At 74.4% G+C, this 13979-nt stretch carries 16 protein-coding genes; 3 read left to right on the top strand and 13 right to left on the bottom strand.

All coding sequences use genetic code 11. The annotated features are described in order from the left end of the window. Window positions 1-4: 4 nt before the first annotated feature. On the bottom strand, window positions 5-373 hold the full coding sequence (locus K8U61_RS06990; protein WP_224122276.1) for a ClpX C4-type zinc finger protein: 369 nt from the start codon (window positions 371-373) through the stop codon (window positions 5-7). A gap of 161 nt (window positions 374-534) precedes the next feature. Here K8U61_RS06990 and K8U61_RS06985 point away from each other — a divergent pair, with 161 nt between their 5' ends. Then, window positions 535-1212 (top strand): VC0807 family protein, encoded by a 678-nt coding sequence (locus K8U61_RS06985; protein WP_224122275.1) that lies wholly within the window; start codon window positions 535-537, stop codon window positions 1210-1212. A 39-nt stretch (window positions 1213-1251) separates the two neighbouring features. Beyond that, on the top strand, window positions 1252-2646 hold the full coding sequence (locus K8U61_RS06980; protein ID WP_224122274.1) for a hypothetical protein: 1395 nt from the start codon (window positions 1252-1254) through the stop codon (window positions 2644-2646). Between the two features lie 133 nt (window positions 2647-2779). Here K8U61_RS06980 and K8U61_RS06975 read toward each other — a convergent pair whose 3' ends face one another. Genes K8U61_RS06975 through K8U61_RS06965 form a run of 3 tightly spaced genes read right to left on the bottom strand, consistent with a single transcriptional unit; the run spans window position 2780 to window position 5165 of the window. Further along, window positions 2780-3718 (bottom strand): oxidoreductase, encoded by a 939-nt coding sequence (locus tag K8U61_RS06975; RefSeq protein ID WP_224122273.1) that lies wholly within the window; start codon window positions 3716-3718, stop codon window positions 2780-2782. Further along, entirely contained in the window at window positions 3715-4536 is an 822-nt protein-coding gene (locus tag K8U61_RS06970) for a maleylpyruvate isomerase family mycothiol-dependent enzyme (RefSeq protein WP_224122272.1), read from the bottom strand. The genes K8U61_RS06975 and K8U61_RS06970 overlap by 4 nt, the downstream gene beginning before the upstream one ends. Before the next feature lie 11 nt (window positions 4537-4547). Then, entirely contained in the window at window positions 4548-5165 is a 618-nt protein-coding gene (locus K8U61_RS06965) for a LysE/ArgO family amino acid transporter (RefSeq protein ID WP_224122271.1), read from the bottom strand. Between the two features lie 70 nt (window positions 5166-5235). Here K8U61_RS06965 and K8U61_RS06960 point away from each other — a divergent pair, with 70 nt between their 5' ends. Next, the gene (locus K8U61_RS06960) at window positions 5236-6114 is read left to right on the top strand and encodes a LysR family transcriptional regulator ArgP (RefSeq protein WP_224122270.1); all 879 of its coding nucleotides are present in this window, start codon (window positions 5236-5238) and stop codon (window positions 6112-6114) included. 59 nt (window positions 6115-6173) lie between these two features. On the opposite strand, the gene K8U61_RS06955 is transcribed toward K8U61_RS06960, so the two are convergent. The 9 genes from K8U61_RS06955 to K8U61_RS06915 form a co-directional block, all read right to left on the bottom strand. Beyond that, entirely contained in the window at window positions 6174-8030 is a 1857-nt protein-coding gene (locus K8U61_RS06955; RefSeq protein WP_224122269.1) for an acyl-CoA dehydrogenase, read from the bottom strand. A 93-nt stretch (window positions 8031-8123) separates the two neighbouring features. Then, the gene (locus K8U61_RS06950; RefSeq protein WP_224122268.1) at window positions 8124-8321 is read right to left on the bottom strand and encodes a ferredoxin; all 198 of its coding nucleotides are present in this window, start codon (window positions 8319-8321) and stop codon (window positions 8124-8126) included. Continuing rightward, window positions 8318-9568, bottom strand: a complete 1251-nt coding sequence (locus K8U61_RS06945) for an NADH-ubiquinone oxidoreductase-F iron-sulfur binding region domain-containing protein (RefSeq protein ID WP_224122267.1) — start codon at window positions 9566-9568, stop codon at window positions 8318-8320. Before K8U61_RS06945 ends, K8U61_RS06950 begins: the two co-directional genes overlap by 4 nt. After that, window positions 9565-10188 (bottom strand): hypothetical protein, encoded by a 624-nt coding sequence (locus K8U61_RS06940; protein ID WP_224122266.1) that lies wholly within the window; start codon window positions 10186-10188, stop codon window positions 9565-9567. Before K8U61_RS06940 ends, K8U61_RS06945 begins: the two co-directional genes overlap by 4 nt. Next, entirely contained in the window at window positions 10185-11105 is a 921-nt protein-coding gene (locus K8U61_RS06935) for an FAD:protein FMN transferase (protein WP_224122265.1), read from the bottom strand. Before K8U61_RS06935 ends, K8U61_RS06940 begins: the two co-directional genes overlap by 4 nt. Then, window positions 11102-11392 carry a hypothetical protein gene (locus K8U61_RS06930; protein WP_224122264.1) on the bottom strand — a complete coding sequence of 97 codons (291 nt, stop codon included), beginning with the start codon at window positions 11390-11392 and terminating at the stop codon, window positions 11102-11104. Before K8U61_RS06930 ends, K8U61_RS06935 begins: the two co-directional genes overlap by 4 nt. A 57-nt stretch (window positions 11393-11449) precedes the next feature. Beyond that, complete coding sequence (locus K8U61_RS06925; RefSeq protein ID WP_224122263.1) at window positions 11450-12817, bottom strand: sensor histidine kinase; 1368 nt, start codon at window positions 12815-12817, stop codon at window positions 11450-11452. After that, window positions 12814-13521, bottom strand: coding sequence for a response regulator transcription factor (locus K8U61_RS06920; RefSeq protein WP_224122262.1), 708 nt, complete (start codon window positions 13519-13521; stop codon window positions 12814-12816). Before K8U61_RS06920 ends, K8U61_RS06925 begins: the two co-directional genes overlap by 4 nt. Continuing rightward, window positions 13518-13979: a DUF2231 domain-containing protein gene (locus K8U61_RS06915; protein ID WP_224122261.1), complete on the bottom strand. Its 462-nt coding sequence runs from the start codon at window positions 13977-13979 to the stop codon at window positions 13518-13520. Before K8U61_RS06915 ends, K8U61_RS06920 begins: the two co-directional genes overlap by 4 nt.

The following is a 13979-nucleotide window of genomic DNA, read 5'->3' as shown; positions in this document are numbered from 1 at the left end:
GCCATCATGCCCGCGCGGGTGCGCTCCCGAATCGTGCCCGGGCGGCCTGGGCCGAGATCCCGAGCGCCTTCCCGATCTCCGTCCACGAGACGCCGCGCCCGCGGATCATGTGCACCCAGTCCCGGAGGAAGTCCTCGGCCTGGGTCACGGTGCCCGCGATCAGCCACAGCCGGCTGAGCAGGTGGGTCTCGGACATGTCGGCCCACGGCTTCGGCTCGACGATGCCGGTCGCCTGGAAGTCGGCGAGGCCGCGGGCGTTGTCGTCGATGCAGTCGCCGCAGATGAACGCGCCGAGACCACCGCACAGCGGCGGGTCGTAGCTGCCGGTCTCGCCGCAGAACGAGCAGTGCTTGGACGTCGGGTCCTGGTCCATCCATCTCCCCCGATACGGACAGTGTGTGGCGGAATAGTGGCAGATCCTTACCTCCGCGTCATGAGCACGTCACGGTTCCGTCCTGCAGGCACGGGAACGTCGCTCAAGAATCGCCCGCACGAGCCGATGTCCCAGGTACGCCTCCTCCAGTTGGGTCCTCCATGACAGTCACCGCGCTCGCCCTGCCCGCCGCCCTGCCGGCCCCGGTCACCGTGGCGCGACCGCACCCGTGCCTGGCGGCCGTGGCCCGGCGGGCCGGCACCAACATGGCGATCGGGTGCCTCGTCCCGGCGGCGGTCTTCTACACCGTCGTCTGCGCCTCAGGTGTCTGGACCGCCATCGTCGCCGCGCTGGTCTGGTCGTACGGCGCGCTCGGGTGGCGGGCCCTCACCGGCCGGCGGACCTCGGGGCTGCTGCTGCTGACGACGGCCGTCCTCACCGCCCGGACCCTGGTGGCGCTGCTGGCGAACAGCGCCTTCGTCTACTTCCTCCAGCCGATCGTCCTCGACGTCGCGATCGCGACGATGTTCCTGCTCTCGCTGCGGACCGCGCGGCCGGTCGTCGCCCGCCTGGCCGCGGACTTCTACCCGCTCGACGACGAGCTGGCCGCCCGGCCGCGGATCGTCCGGCTCTTCCGCGGCCTCACCGTCTTCTGGGCCGTGCTGTGGCTGGCGAAGGCCACGATCGGGCTGGCCCTCCTGCTCTCGCAGCCGCTCGAGACCTACGTCCTGGTCAAGGGCATCACCGTGCTGGCGATCAACGCGACCGCGATGACCACGACGCTCGTGGCCGCGGCGTACGTCGGCCGCCGCGAGGGGATCCTCGCTCGCGGGCGCTGAGTCGCGGCACGGCTGCCGCGTCGTAGGATCTCGCCCGAGATGTGGTTCGCGCGCACGGCCGTCCTGGTGGGCGTCGGCCTCCTCTGCTGGGCCCTCGGCCCGCTGGTGCTCCTGCTGGGGGCGCTCTCGCTGCTGCACCCCCGGGTGCGGGCCTGGCTGCGGCCCACCCGCCGTGTGGTGCTGGTCGCGGGAGCGGTCGTGCTGGTGCTGGCCGGCGTCGTCTGGCTGGTCCCCGACGGCTGGGTCCGGGTCCCGCCCGGTGCCGGCACGTGGGTGACCCCGTCGTACGTCGGCCGCCCGACGATCGGCGACGGCGAGCTCGGGCCGGGCGGCGAGTCGCCCCAGGTGCGGACCCGCTTCTACGGCCTGGCCGGCTGCCAGCGGCTCGACCCGGTTGCCGAGGGCCGGCTGGTCACCGTGTGCGGCGACGACGAGCCCGTGCTGCGGCTGGTCGACGCCGACAGCCTGCACCAGCAGGAGTCCGTGCGGCTGCCGGGCTCCGGCTGCACCGGCCGGCTCGCGGTCGGCGGCGGCCGAGTGGTCGCGTCGAGCGGCCGGCAGGTGCTGACGGTCGGTGTCCCCGACCTGGTCGTGGACCAGTCGGTCGACCTCGCGGGCACGCTCGGCGACGGTGACTGCGTGACTGGGCTCGCGGTCGACGGCGACCGCACCTGGTTCGCCTCCCGCGACGGCGTCGTCGGCGCGATCACCGGCACGTCGGTCGCGAGCGTCGACATCGACGACGAGGTCGCGCGGCCGATCGCGGTCGACGCGGGCACGGCGTACGTCGCGGGCGCGACGGCGCTCCACCGGGTCGGCCTGCGCGGCGGGAAGGCCGTGGTCGACTGGTCGGCGGCGTACGACAGCGGGACGCCGGGCAGCGCCCCGGTGCCGCTGCCCGGTGGCCTGGTCGCGACCGCGATGAACCGCGACCCCCGGCTCCAGGTCGTCGTCCACTCGGTCACGGACGGCGGGGTGGTCTGCCGCGCCGAGGTCTTCGACGACGACGAGGGAGCGACCGACGACGGCATGGTCGCGGCCGGCTCGGGCGTGGTCGTGCAGAACTCCGACGGGTACGCCGGCGTCCGCTCGACGATCCTCGGCCGGACCACGTCGCGCGGCATCGCGCGCGTCGAGGTCGCCGGCGGGGAGTGCCGGGTCGCCTGGACGACGGACATGGACGCACCGAGCGGCACGCCCGCCGTGTCGGCCGACCGCGACCTGGTCTACGTGTGGGCCAAGCGGCACAGCTGGCTCGGCGTGGACGCCTGGTACCTCAGCGCCCTCGACCTGGGCACCGGCCGCCTGTCCTGGGCGAGCCGGGTCGGCCTCGGGCCGCTCCTCGACAACCACCACGGCGTGGTCACCCTCGACGACGGCGCGGCGTACGCCCCCGTGCTCGGCGGGCTGGTGCGGGTCGCGGACCGGTCGTGACCGGACCGGGGTCGTGTAGCGCCGCCGGAACATGTAACGCGGAGTTACAGGCTCCTCCGGGGCGTTGTGCCGGGGCGGAAGGGGCCGTAACTCCGCGTTACATATTCGGACGGGCGGGTGCGGGTCGTGACCGTCAGGGGAAGCGGACGCCGGTCACGTCCTCGCTGATCTGCCACAGCCGCCGCTGCGCGGTCTCGTCGTAGGACAGCTTGTTGCTCGTGGTGACCTGCGGTGCGCCGCTCCACCCGGCGAGACCGCTCGGTCCGCAGTACGTCGCGCCGGGCAGGTCGGCCGTGGCCGCCATCAGGCTCGGGGCGGCGCCCTCCAGCGGCGTGCTCGGCGAGACGAGCCTGATCGCGCCGTCCAGGATCGAGGCGATCCCGCCGCTCGAACGGCCGTACTGCCCGTTGGCGGCGAGGTGGGTCGAGGCGAAGCCCGGGTGCGCCGCGAGCGCCTTGACCGGCACCTCCGCGCGCCGCAGTCGCCGGTCGAGCTCGTAGGTGAAGAGCAGGTTGGCCAGCTTCGTCTGCCCGTAGACCGGCCAGCGCTGGTAGCGCCCCTCCTGCACCCGCGGGTCGTGCAGCGGCGCCCGCCGCGCGATCCGGTGCATCTGCGACGACACCGTCACCACGCGGCCGTGGCCGCTCGCGGCGAGCTGGGGGAGGAGCAGGCCGGTGAGCAGGAACGGCCCGAAGTGGTTGGTCGCCATCTGCTGCTCGAGGCCGTCGGCCGTGCGGTGGTAGGGCGTGCCCATCACGCCCGGGTTGTTGACCAGCACGTCGAGGGGGCCGAGGCCGCTGGCGATCGCCGCGCCCCGGCGTACCGACCCGAGGTCGGCGAGGTCGACGACCACCTGGTCGAGCGCGGCGTCCGGCACCTCGTCGCGGATCACGCGCGCGGTCTCCTGCAGCCGTGCCTCGGTGCGGCCGGCGAGCACGACGCGGGCGCCGCGGCGGGCCAGCTCGAGGGCGGTGTGGTGGCCGAGCCCGCCGACGGTGGTGCCGGTGACCAGCACGGTCCGGCCCGTCTGGGCGGGGAGGTCCGCGAGCGACCAGGTGTCCCGACGCGTCACGGGGTGGTGGCCATCGCGTCGACCACGCGCTGCCCGAGCGCCGTGTCGCCGGCGACCTGGACGGTGCCCGGCTCCGGGGCGCAGCGGCCGCCGGCGAGCCGGATGAAGGCCTCCCGCTCCATCCGGAGGGTGATCGTCGGGTCGGCCGGCGCCGCGGAGAGGCGCTCGCCGCGACCGGCGTCGTTGACCGCGAAGGCGTACGGCGCGCTGCCGTCGATCTCCAGCACGGCCGTGGTGCCGGCCGGGGCGCCGACCCGCTTGGCGAGCACGTAGCCGAAGCCCTCGGCGAGGTACTCCGCGGTGTGCTGCGCGGCCGGTGAGCTCATGCCGCCCGGCCGGTCGACGGCCCGGCGGATGTCCTGCTCGTGCATCCAGACGTCGAGCGGCCGGTTGCGCAGCAGGGTGCGCCAGTCCCACGGGACGCCGCCGAAGATCGTCTCGGGCTTCGCGGACGCGTCCGTGGGTGGGTCGGCGAGCAGCGCGGTGTGCCGGGCGGTGGTGGCCGACCGGATCTCGTTGATGATCGCGTCGGGGCTGGCGTCGCGTCGGTTGACCACGCCGATCTCGGTGTAGAGGCCCATCAGGCCGGTCACGTGCGGCGGCTCACCGACGTCGGCGGTCTCCTCGTCGGCGCCCGCGAGCCGCGACTCGAGGTGGGCGGTGTGGGAGGCCACGGCCCGGACGTCCCAGCCGGGGAGGTCCGTCGGGGTGGACCACTCCTCCTCGGGGAGCTCCTCGAGGAGGTCGGTGAAGTCGTTGATCGCCTGCCACCAGACCTCGACGTACCCGGCCAGGAGCTGTCTGTCGCCGTCACTCATGGTGCAGCACCCTAGCCAGCAGCAAGGGATACCGCGATGCCCAGCATGGTCAGGCCGATCAGCACGTCGAGCACCTGCCAGGCGCGCGGCCGCGCGAGCAGCGGCGCGGCTCGCCGGGCGCCGAAGCCGAGGGCGCAGAACCACACGGTGCTCGCGACGCACGCGCCGAGCGCGAACCACCAGCGCCCCGTCGATCCCTCGTGGTTGGCGATGGTGCCGAGCAGCAGCACGGTGTCGAGGTAGACGTGCGGGTTGAGCCAGGTCAGGGCCAGCGCGCGTCCGGCCACTCCGCGGCGGCTGCTGGTGCCGTTGCCGGACGCCCGCAGTGCCTCGGCCCGGCGGGCGCGCAGCAGCGAGCTCACGCCGTACCAGGTCAGGAAGGCGACGCCGAGCCACCGGACCACGTCGAGCACCCACGGCGCGCGCTCGACGATCGTCCCGATCCCGCTGACGCCGGCGGAGATCAGCACCACGTCGGAGAGCGTGCAGATCGCCACCACCAGGCCGACGTGGTCGCGCGCGAGTCCCTGCCGCAGCACGTAGGCGTTCTGCGCGCCGATGGCGACGATGAGGGACAGGCCGGTGAGCAGGCCGGCCGTCCCGGAGTGCAGGGGGGTGGAGTCGAGCACGACGATCACGCTAGGACCACGCCCATATGAAGACCAGCGAATGTTTCTTCAGGACCATTAGCATCGCTTCATGGACGTCGTGCCCGCCCAGCTCGAGGCCCTGGCCGCGATCGCCGACCACGGCACGTTCGAGGCCGCGGCCCGCGCGCTGCACGTGACGCCGTCCGCGATCAGCCAGCGGATCCGCGCCCTCGAGTCGGAGGTCGGCCAGGTCGTCGTACGGCGCGGCTCGCCGTGCGCGCCGACGCCGGCCGGCGAGGTGCTCGTGCGGCTCGCCCGGCAGACGCGGCTGCTGCACGACGAGGTGCGCGACGCGCTGGTCCACGGACACCACGGGGTGATCGACCTGCCGGTCGCCGTCAACGCCGACTCGCTCGCGACGTGGTTCCGTGGCGTGCTGGGGGAGGTCGCCGGCTGGGGCGAGGTGGCGCTCCGGCTGCAGGTCGAGGACCAGGCCTACTCCGCCGACCTGCTGCGCAACGGCGAGGTCCTCGCGGCCGTCACCTCGGTGCCGGTGGCGGTGCAGGGCTGCTCGGTCGAGCGGATCGGCACGCTCCGCTACGTCCCGGCGGCCACGCCCGAGGTCGCGGCCCGGTGGCGGCGCGGTCGCGGTCCGGACTGGGCGGCGATGCCGATGGTGGTCTTCAACGAGAAGGACGCCCTCCAGCACGACCTGCTCGCGGCCCGCGGCGTCGCCGAGCCGCCGGTGGTGCACCGGGTCCCGACCTCCGCCGACTTCCTCGAGGCGGTCTGCCTCGGCCTCGGCTGGGGGATGATCCCGCAACCGCAGCTGACCCCGCTGCTCGAGACCGGCCGCCTCGTGCCGCTCGGCTCACGGCTCCACGTCGACGTACCGCTCCACTGGCAGCGCTGGCGCCTCGACTCCCCGACCCTGGACCGGCTCACCGACGTCGTCCGCAGCGCCGCCGAAATGCCGAGTCGGCGCTGACTCACCCTGGTGGAGGGTGAATCAGCGCCGACTCGAGGGTGAGGCTGCGCCGACTCGGCTCAGAAGGCCGCCTCGTCGAGGTCCATCACCGCGAGGTCGACGGACTCGGCGAGCTTGCGCTCGGCGGTGATCTTCGGGAGCACGTTCTGGGCGAAGTACTGCGCCGCGGCGACCTTGCCCTCGTAGAACGCCTTGTCCTTGCCCGGCTCGCCGCCGAGCTTCTCCAGCGCGACCTCGGCCTGGCGCAGCAGCAGCCACGAGCAGACGACGTCGCCGAGGACCATCAGCAGACGGCTGGTGTTGAGGCCGACCTTGTAGATGTTGCGGACCTCGTCCTGGGCGGACATCAGGTCGTTGATCATGTGGCCGACCATCGCCTGGGCGTCGTCCAGGGCGGTGGCGAGCAGCTCGCGCTCGTTCTTGAGGCGACCGTTGCCGGCCTCGGACTCGAGGAACTTCGCGATCTCGCCGGCCAGGTGGCCGAGCGCGGCGCCCTGGTCCTTGACGATCTTGCGGAAGAAGAAGTCCTGGCCCTGGATCGCCGTGGTGCCCTCGTAGAGGGTGTCGATCTTGGCGTCGCGGACGTACTGCTCGATGGGGTACTCCTGCAGGAAGCCGGAGCCGCCGAAGGTCTGCAGCGACTCGGTGCCCAGCAGCACCCACGAGCGCTCGGAGCCGTAGCCCTTCACGATCGGGAGCAGCAGGTCGTTGACCTTCTCCGCCATCTCGTCGCGCTCGCCGTTGTGCTCGGCGATCATCACCCGGTCCTGCCAGGTGGCGGTGTAGAGCACCAGCGCGCGCATCGCCTCGGCGTACGACTTCTGCGTCATCAGCGAGCGGCGTACGTCGGGGTGGTGGGTGATCGTCACGCGCGGCGCGGTCTTGTCGGCCGACTGCGAGAGGTCGGCGCCCTGGACCCGCTCCTTGGCGAAGTCGAGCGCGTTGAGGTAGCCGGTCGACAGGGTCGCGATGGCCTTGGTGCCGACCATCATGCGGGCGTTCTCGATGACCTGGAACATCTGCGCGATGCCGTTGTGCACCTCGCCGAGGAGGTAGCCGACGGCGGGCTCGCCACCGCCCACGCCGGGGTCGCCGAAGGTGAGCTCGCAGGTGTTGGACACCTTGATGCCCATCTTGTGCTCGACGTTGGTGACGTAGGCGCCGTTGCGCTCGCCGAGCTCGCCGGTCTCGAGGTCGAAGTGGTACTTCGGCACGACGAAGAGGCTCAGGCCCTTGGTGCCGGGGCCGCCGGCGCCCTCGACGCCGACCGGGCGGGCCAGCACCATGTGGATGATCTGGTCGCTGAGGTCGCCCTCGGCGGAGGTGATGAAGCGCTTGACGCCCTCGATGTTCCAGGTGCCGTCCTCGTTGGGCGTGGCCTTGGTGCGGCCGGCGCCGACGTCGGAGCCCGCGTCGGGCTCGGTCAGCACCATGGTGGTGTTCCAGCCGTGGTCGACGACGAGCTGGGCAATCTTGCGGTCGCGCTCGTTGCCGTTGCGCCACAGCACGCCGGCGAACATCGGACCCGCGCCGTACATCCAGATGGCGGGGTTGGCGCCGAGCACCAGCTCGCCCATCGCCCAGCAGACGCTGGAGGGCGCCGGGGTGCCGCCGAGCTCGGCGAAGGTGGTGAGGCGCCAGAACTCGGCGTCCATCCACGCCTGGTAGCTCTTCTTGAACGACTCGGGCAGCGGCGCCGTGTTGGTCGTCGGGTCGAAGACCGGCGGGTTCCGGTCGGCGTCGGTGAACGACGCGGCGAGGTCCTCGCGGGCCAGGCGGTCGACCTCGGCCAGCACCTCACGGGCGGTCTCGGTGTCGACCTCGGCGAACGGGCCGGTGCCCAGGACCTGGTCGCGCCCGAACACCTCGAAGAGGTTGAACTCGATGTCGCGGATGTTGCTCTTGTAGTGGCTCACTGCCCCACCTTCGCCTTGGAATGCCTGTGGTACTGGTCGGTAACTTCATGGTACGTACCGATCAGTAACCCCGCAATCGAAGTCGCCGAAACATCAGGTGTCCGCGATCACCCGCAGGGCGAGCGCGGGGCAGGCCGCGGCGGCCCGGCGGGCGTCGCGCTCGGCCCCCGGAGGCACGTCCGCGCGGGTCACCACCGGGAAGCCGGCGGCGTCGGTGGTGAGGTTCTCCGCGAGCAGCAGCGCGCACAGCCCGTGGCCGTCGCAGCGGGTCCAGTCGACGTCGATCCTCATCGGGCGCCTCCCGTCGGCAGCACGCCCCGCACCGGGCGACCGCAGTGGCCTCGGTGGACGTGGGCCGCGACCTCGTCGGCGAGCGCGTCCAGCGCGGTGCCGACGAACGCCGCCGTGCCGTCCGGGTGGGCACACGCGCCGCGTCCCGGGAGGCCGGGAACGACGACGCCGAGCCGGGCCAGGGCGTCGCGGTCCGCGTGCCCGGCGGCGAGTGCCGTCAGGTCCCGCGCCACCGAGGCGGTGCCGAACACGCAGGGTCCGCACTGGCCGGCAGACTGCCCGGCGAGCCAGGTCGCGACCGCGGCCACCTCGCCGAGGGCGCAGGTGTCCCGCGGCAGGCGGGCGACGACGGCCGCGTTGAGGGGGAGCCCGGCCGCGCGGAGCGCCGGACGGCTCAGCGTCAGATCCGTCCGGCTCGTCCAGCGGCCGTGATAGCCGCCGACGAGCACCGGTCGGGCGGCGTCGGGCAGCAGCGCCCGCAGGGGCAGCCCGCTGGGCACCTCGACGACACCGGGCGTCGGGACGTCCCCGAGCAGGGTGAGGAGCGTCGTCCCCGGCTCGTGGGGGTCGCCGACCTCGGCGAACCGCGTCGGGCCGAGCGCGGCGAGGACCGCGATCTGGGCGAACGTCTCGACGTTGCTCGCGAACGTGGGGCGACCACCCAGCCCCCGGCGGCTCGGCAGCACCCGGTGCCCCGGGGGCACGGCGGGTCCGCCGTCCAGGCCGCGCATCAGCGCCCGGACCTCGCCGCCGACGAACCGGGCGGGCTGGCGGAGGACCTCGACCGAGATCCCGGTCGGCTCGGACCGCCGGCGCTCGGCGAGCGCGGCGCGGAGCCCGGCGTACGACGCCTCGTCGTGCACCGCCACGACGACCCGCCGCGACCCGAGCGCCTCGGCGACGACGAGCGCGCCGTCCAGGACGAGGTGGGGGACCAGGGTCATCAGCGTGCGGTCCTTGCGGCTCGCGGGCTCGCTCTCGGAGCCGTTGACGAGGACGGAGGTGCCCGGGCCCGACGGGGTCGCGCGGAGCTTGGTGGCGACCGGGAAGGCGGCCCCACCCCGGCCGAGCAGGTGGACCGACTCGGTCGCGGCGACGAGTCCGGTGAGGTCGAGGGGACGGCGGGGCCCGTGCAGGGAGCGGTGCCGGGCGAGGTCGACGGGCGATCCGTGGGTCGCGCCGGCCAGCAGCCGGGCGGAGCCGAGGGCGAGCACGCCCGGTCCGGGGGTGGGGGCGAGCGCGGTCATCGCCGACCTGCCAGGACCCGGGCGTCCTCGCGGGCGACCGCGAGGGGCGCGGCGGCCTCGTGCTCGGCCGTCGCCGTCCGGGCCAGGACGGTGGTGAGCACGAGGGTGACGCCGCCGCCGTAGAGCAGCCAGGACCACCAGGTGCCGGTGTCGGTGCCGGCGAGCAGCCCGTGCGCGAGGCAGAGCACCCAGGTCAGGTAGGCGAGCGCGTGCACGACCCGCCAGCGCCGGGCCGTGCCGAGCCGGGACGCCGCGCGGCCGCGGAGCGCACCGGTGAGTCCGGCCAGCAGGAAGCCGTACGCCGCGAGCGTGCCCAGCCCCAGGGCGAAGCCGCGGTAGCCGGCCGTGAACGGGACGAGTGCCCCGGGGAGCGAGAGGTCGACGTACCTGTCGGTGACGAGCAGCGCGACGTGGAGGGCGAGGAGGCCGAGGGTGAGGACGGCGCTGGTGCGGTGGACCAGCTGCAGGACGAGGCGGCGCTCGCTGCTGCGGCGGCGGCGCGGTCCGACCGGGCCGGTGGCCGAGCGCTGCACCGCGGCGAGTGCGCCGAGCGCCACCGCGATCGATGCCGTCAGGTAGGCGGCGAAGCCCGCGGCGCGGGCGAGGAGCCAGAGCGTCATGCCGCCACCTCCTCGGTCGGCCAGTCGCCGACGGTGCGGACGGTGTCGTCGGTGCGGACCAGGCGTGCGCTGGCGCCGGCGAGGCGCAGCCGCGCCTCCGCCCGGCTGCCCCAGACCAGGGCCGCGGTGCTGAACGTGTTGGCTTCGACCGCCGAGGCGCTCCACACCGTGGCGGTGCGGACCGGACCCGAGGTGGGTCGACCGGTCGCCGGGTCGACGACGTGGTGGGCCGGGCCGTGCGGGGTGTCCCACCGGCGTGCGACGGCCGACGACGTGGCCAGGCCGCCGTGCGTGAGGCCGACGACCTCGCCCGGGCCACCCTCGACCTCGGCGACGCGCACCAGCCACGGCCGCCGTGCGGCGCCGGCGACGGCGATGTCGCCGCCGATCTCGACCAGCGCCGGGCAGCGGTGCGCCGCGGCGATCCGCCGGGCGGCCTCGTCGGCCGTCCAGGCCTTCGCGGTCGCGCCGAGGTCGAGGCGCAGGCCGCGGGGGAGCCCGACCCGGCCCAGGTCGGTGTCGAGCACCACCTTGGTCCAGTCGGCCGCGGCGCCGGTCGGGTCGGTCGCTCGGGCCGCTCGGGGTGACCGCGACCGGACGGTGGCGATGTCCGCGTCGTACCCGAGCGCCTGCAGGGGACCGCCGACCGTGGGATCGACGGCCCCGTCGGTACGCCGGGCGGCGTCCAGCGCGACGGCGACCAGCCGCTGGGCGGTCGGTCCGACGGGCAGCAGCCGGGGAGCCGCGTCGCTGACCACCTCGAGCTCGGAGTCCGGGCGGAAGCGACTGGCGGCGCGCTCGACCGAGGCCATCAGGTCGCGCACGATCCGCTCGCCGGCGTCGGCCGTGCGCTCGTCGGCGTCGACCAGGACCCGGACGGTGCAGGACCAGTCGCGCCACGTGCGGGCGGGGCTCATGACGCGTTCGTCCCGGCCTGCGGCTGCGCGGCCTGGTCGTCCTGGCTGGTCGTCGACGGGGTGGTGACCCCGGTCCTCGACGACGAGCTGCTGCCGCTGTCGTCGCTGTTGCTGTTGCTGGTCGTGCTCGACGTGTCGCCGCCCTGGGTGGACCCCGATCCCGTGTCGTCCGCGGCCTGGGCCGCGGCGACCGTGGCGACGGCGGTCCCGGTCACGGCGACGGCCACGAGGCCGGCGGAGGCGTAGCGGGCTCGGCGGAGCAGCTGGCGGCGGGGGTTCTCGGTCATGCCCCCACGGTGCGTCGGGGGCCGCTAACCGGACCGGAACCGACCCTCAATTCCAGGTCAAATCGACCTGTGTCCCGGCTGAGCCACGATCGGCAGCACCAGCCGTACGACGGTCCACCCGTCCAGGCGGTCGGTCTCGAGCCGCCCGCCGCAGCTCTCCGCGCAGCGTCGGGCGATGTCCAGGCCGAGCCCGGTCGAGCCGCGGTCGCTGCGGCCCCGGTGCACGGCGTCCGGCGGGAGCCCCGGCCCCCGGTCGCGGACCTCCAGGTGCAGCACGCCACCGGCCAGGCCGAGCGACACCGCGAGCGGCGTCTCCTCCGGGGTGTGCGCGATGCAGTTCTCGATCAGCGCGTCGACGGCCGAGCGCAGGTCGTCGGGGGCGCAGGCGACGGTCGCCCCGTGCGTCGCGCGCTCGACGTCGACGTCGAGGACGCGGCCCTGGTCCTCGATCAGGGGCCGCCAGAAGTCGACGCCCTCGGCGACGGTCGTGGCCGGCTCGCACCGCGGGAGCGCGCCCTCGCGCTCCGGGCGGCGCGCGGCCCGGATCACGTCGGTCAGGGTCCGCTCGAGATGGTCGAGGTGCGCCTCGAGCTCCTGGGCCTCGGGGCTCGACGGCAGGCTCTCGACGTCGAGCCGGACCGCGGTCAGCGGCGTGCGCAGCCGGTGGGAGAGGTCCGCGACCGTCTCCCGCTCGGCCGCGAGGAGCTCGTCGATCCGTCCCGCGAGGCGATTGAGGGCGACCGACACCCGGCGTACCTCCGACGGGCCGCTCTCGGTCGCCCGGGCCGCGAGGTCTCCCTGCGAGAGCCGGTCGGCGACGGCCGCGGTGGCGTCGAGCTGGCGGACCAGGCGCCGCGAGACGACCTCGGCCGCGCCCGCGGCGAGCGCCAGCAGCGCGACCGCGACGCCGCCGAGGAGGTAGAGCCGGTCGCGGACGGCGGCCCGCGCGTCGGCGTCGGAGGAGTAGGCCACCACGACGGCCCCGCCGTCCGTGGTCGACACGTGGACGGTGACCAGCTCGCCTCCCGAGATCTCGTGCACCTCGGGCTCGGAGACCGGCATCAGGCCGCCGTCGCGGTCGCCGTCGTCGTCGGGGTCGGACCCGCCGCCGCGGTGGGGGTCGAGGTCCTGGACGGCGGTGTCGGGGAGCTCGGCGCCCACCACCGTGCCGTCCGCGGTCACGACGCTGACCGGGATGGCGTTCTCGCGGTCGTTGACGCGGTCGACGTACGCCGCCAGCGTCGTGGAGTCCGCGTCGCCGGTGCTGACGTAGTCGGCGACGCTGCGCGCGGCCTCGGTCGCCTGCTCGCGCCCCTCCTCGGCGGCCGCGCGGTGGAGCAGGATCCACAGCGGCACCGCGAGCAGCACGAGCACCACGGCGGTCGCGCCGACGGTCAGCGAGAGGATGCGGAGCCGCAGGCTCACGTCGGGTCGACCAGCTTCACGCCGACGCCGCGCACGCTGACGAGGTAGCGCGGCTCGGCGGCGGTCTCGCCGAGCTTGCGGCGCAGCCAGGAGAGGTGCACGTCGACGGTGCGGTCCGCACCGCCCCACGGCATCTGCCACACCTCGGCCAGCAGCTGGCGCTTGGTCACCACCTCGCCCGCACGGGTCGCGAGGGCGAGGAGGAGGTCGAACTCCTTGCGGTTGAGGGTCAGCTCCTGACCGGCCAGCCGCGCCGACCGGGCGACCGGGTCGATCTCGAGCTCGCCGACCACGACACGGGGGTCGGCACGGTCGATGGGTGAGGTCCGTCGGAGGACCGCGCGGACCCGGGCCATCACCTGGGCGGCCGAGAACGGCTTGATCAGGTAGTCGTCCGCGCCCGCGTCGAGGAGCCGCACGATCTCCCGCTCGTCGTCCCGGGCCGTGGCGACCACGACCGGCAGGTCGCTGCTCGCGCGGATCAGCGCCAGGACGTCGCTCCCGTCGAGGTCGGGCAGGCCGAGGTCGAGCACGACGGCGTCCGGGCGGTCGGCCGTGACCGCCCGGATCGCCTCGACAGCCGTGGCGACCGGCACCACGATGGCGCCCTGCTCGGTGAGGCCGCGGGCGAGGGTGCGCCGGATGTCCGGGTCGTCCTCGACGAGCAGCAGCCGCACCATGTCGCTCACGGTAGTGGTGGTCACCCCGAGGTTGCTGCAGTCCCGGACCACGCGGCCTCCGCGCCGCTGTGGCCGATCCGGACGACCTGGACGCCGGTGGCCAGGGCGGCGACGACGGCGAGGGCGCCCGCGCCGAGGACCAGCGCCCGGCGGGTGTCCGGCCGGCGCTCGAGCCACCAGAACACGGCGGCCAGGACGAAGAGCGCGATGGTCAGCGGCAGCAGCTGGTCGCCGAGCTCGGCGTGCCGCTCCACGAGCGCAGACCGGCCGACCTCGTGCTCGAGGTCCTCCCCCGTCGCGGTCGAGAGCGGGGTGAGGACCAGCGCCACGAGCGCCAGGCCCACGGGGAGGGGGCCGGCCCACCGCCGGAAGCGCGGCCAGAGCACCGCGAGCAGGACGACGAGCGCCGCGAGCGGCACGAGGACGGTGGTCGCGTGGACGATGAGCGGGTGCAGCGGGAGTCCGCCGATGGTCGAAGGCAT

The organism is Nocardioides mangrovi, from assembly GCF_020073815.1.
Taxonomy (GTDB): domain Bacteria; phylum Actinomycetota; class Actinomycetes; order Propionibacteriales; family Nocardioidaceae; genus Nocardioides; species Nocardioides mangrovi.
The sequence above is the reverse complement of the archived record's forward strand: the minus strand, read 5'-3'. Positions and strand labels throughout refer to the sequence as shown.

Excerpts from the sequence above, each read along its gene's own strand:
- K8U61_RS06915 (WP_224122261.1), bottom strand. The coding sequence starts at position 13,979 with ATGCCTTCGACCATCGGCGGACTCCCGCTGCACCCGCTCATCGTCCAC.
- K8U61_RS06930 (WP_224122264.1), bottom strand. The coding sequence starts at position 11,392 with ATGACCGAGAACCCCCGCCGCCAGCTGCTCCGCCGAGCCCGCTACGCC.
- K8U61_RS06950 (WP_224122268.1), bottom strand. The coding sequence starts at position 8,321 with ATGAGGATCGACGTCGACTGGACCCGCTGCGACGGCCACGGGCTGTGC.
- K8U61_RS06960 (WP_224122270.1), top strand. The coding sequence starts at position 5,236 with ATGGACGTCGTGCCCGCCCAGCTCGAGGCCCTGGCCGCGATCGCCGAC.
- K8U61_RS06945 (WP_224122267.1), bottom strand. The coding sequence starts at position 9,568 with ATGACCGCGCTCGCCCCCACCCCCGGACCGGGCGTGCTCGCCCTCGGC.
- K8U61_RS06940 (WP_224122266.1), bottom strand. The coding sequence starts at position 10,188 with ATGACGCTCTGGCTCCTCGCCCGCGCCGCGGGCTTCGCCGCCTACCTG.
- K8U61_RS06980 (WP_224122274.1), top strand. The coding sequence starts at position 1,252 with ATGTGGTTCGCGCGCACGGCCGTCCTGGTGGGCGTCGGCCTCCTCTGC.
- K8U61_RS06935 (WP_224122265.1), bottom strand. The coding sequence starts at position 11,105 with ATGAGCCCCGCCCGCACGTGGCGCGACTGGTCCTGCACCGTCCGGGTC.
- K8U61_RS06985 (WP_224122275.1), top strand. The coding sequence starts at position 535 with ATGACAGTCACCGCGCTCGCCCTGCCCGCCGCCCTGCCGGCCCCGGTC.
- K8U61_RS06990 (WP_224122276.1), bottom strand. The coding sequence starts at position 373 with ATGGACCAGGACCCGACGTCCAAGCACTGCTCGTTCTGCGGCGAGACC.
- K8U61_RS06970 (WP_224122272.1), bottom strand. The coding sequence starts at position 4,536 with ATGAGTGACGGCGACAGACAGCTCCTGGCCGGGTACGTCGAGGTCTGG.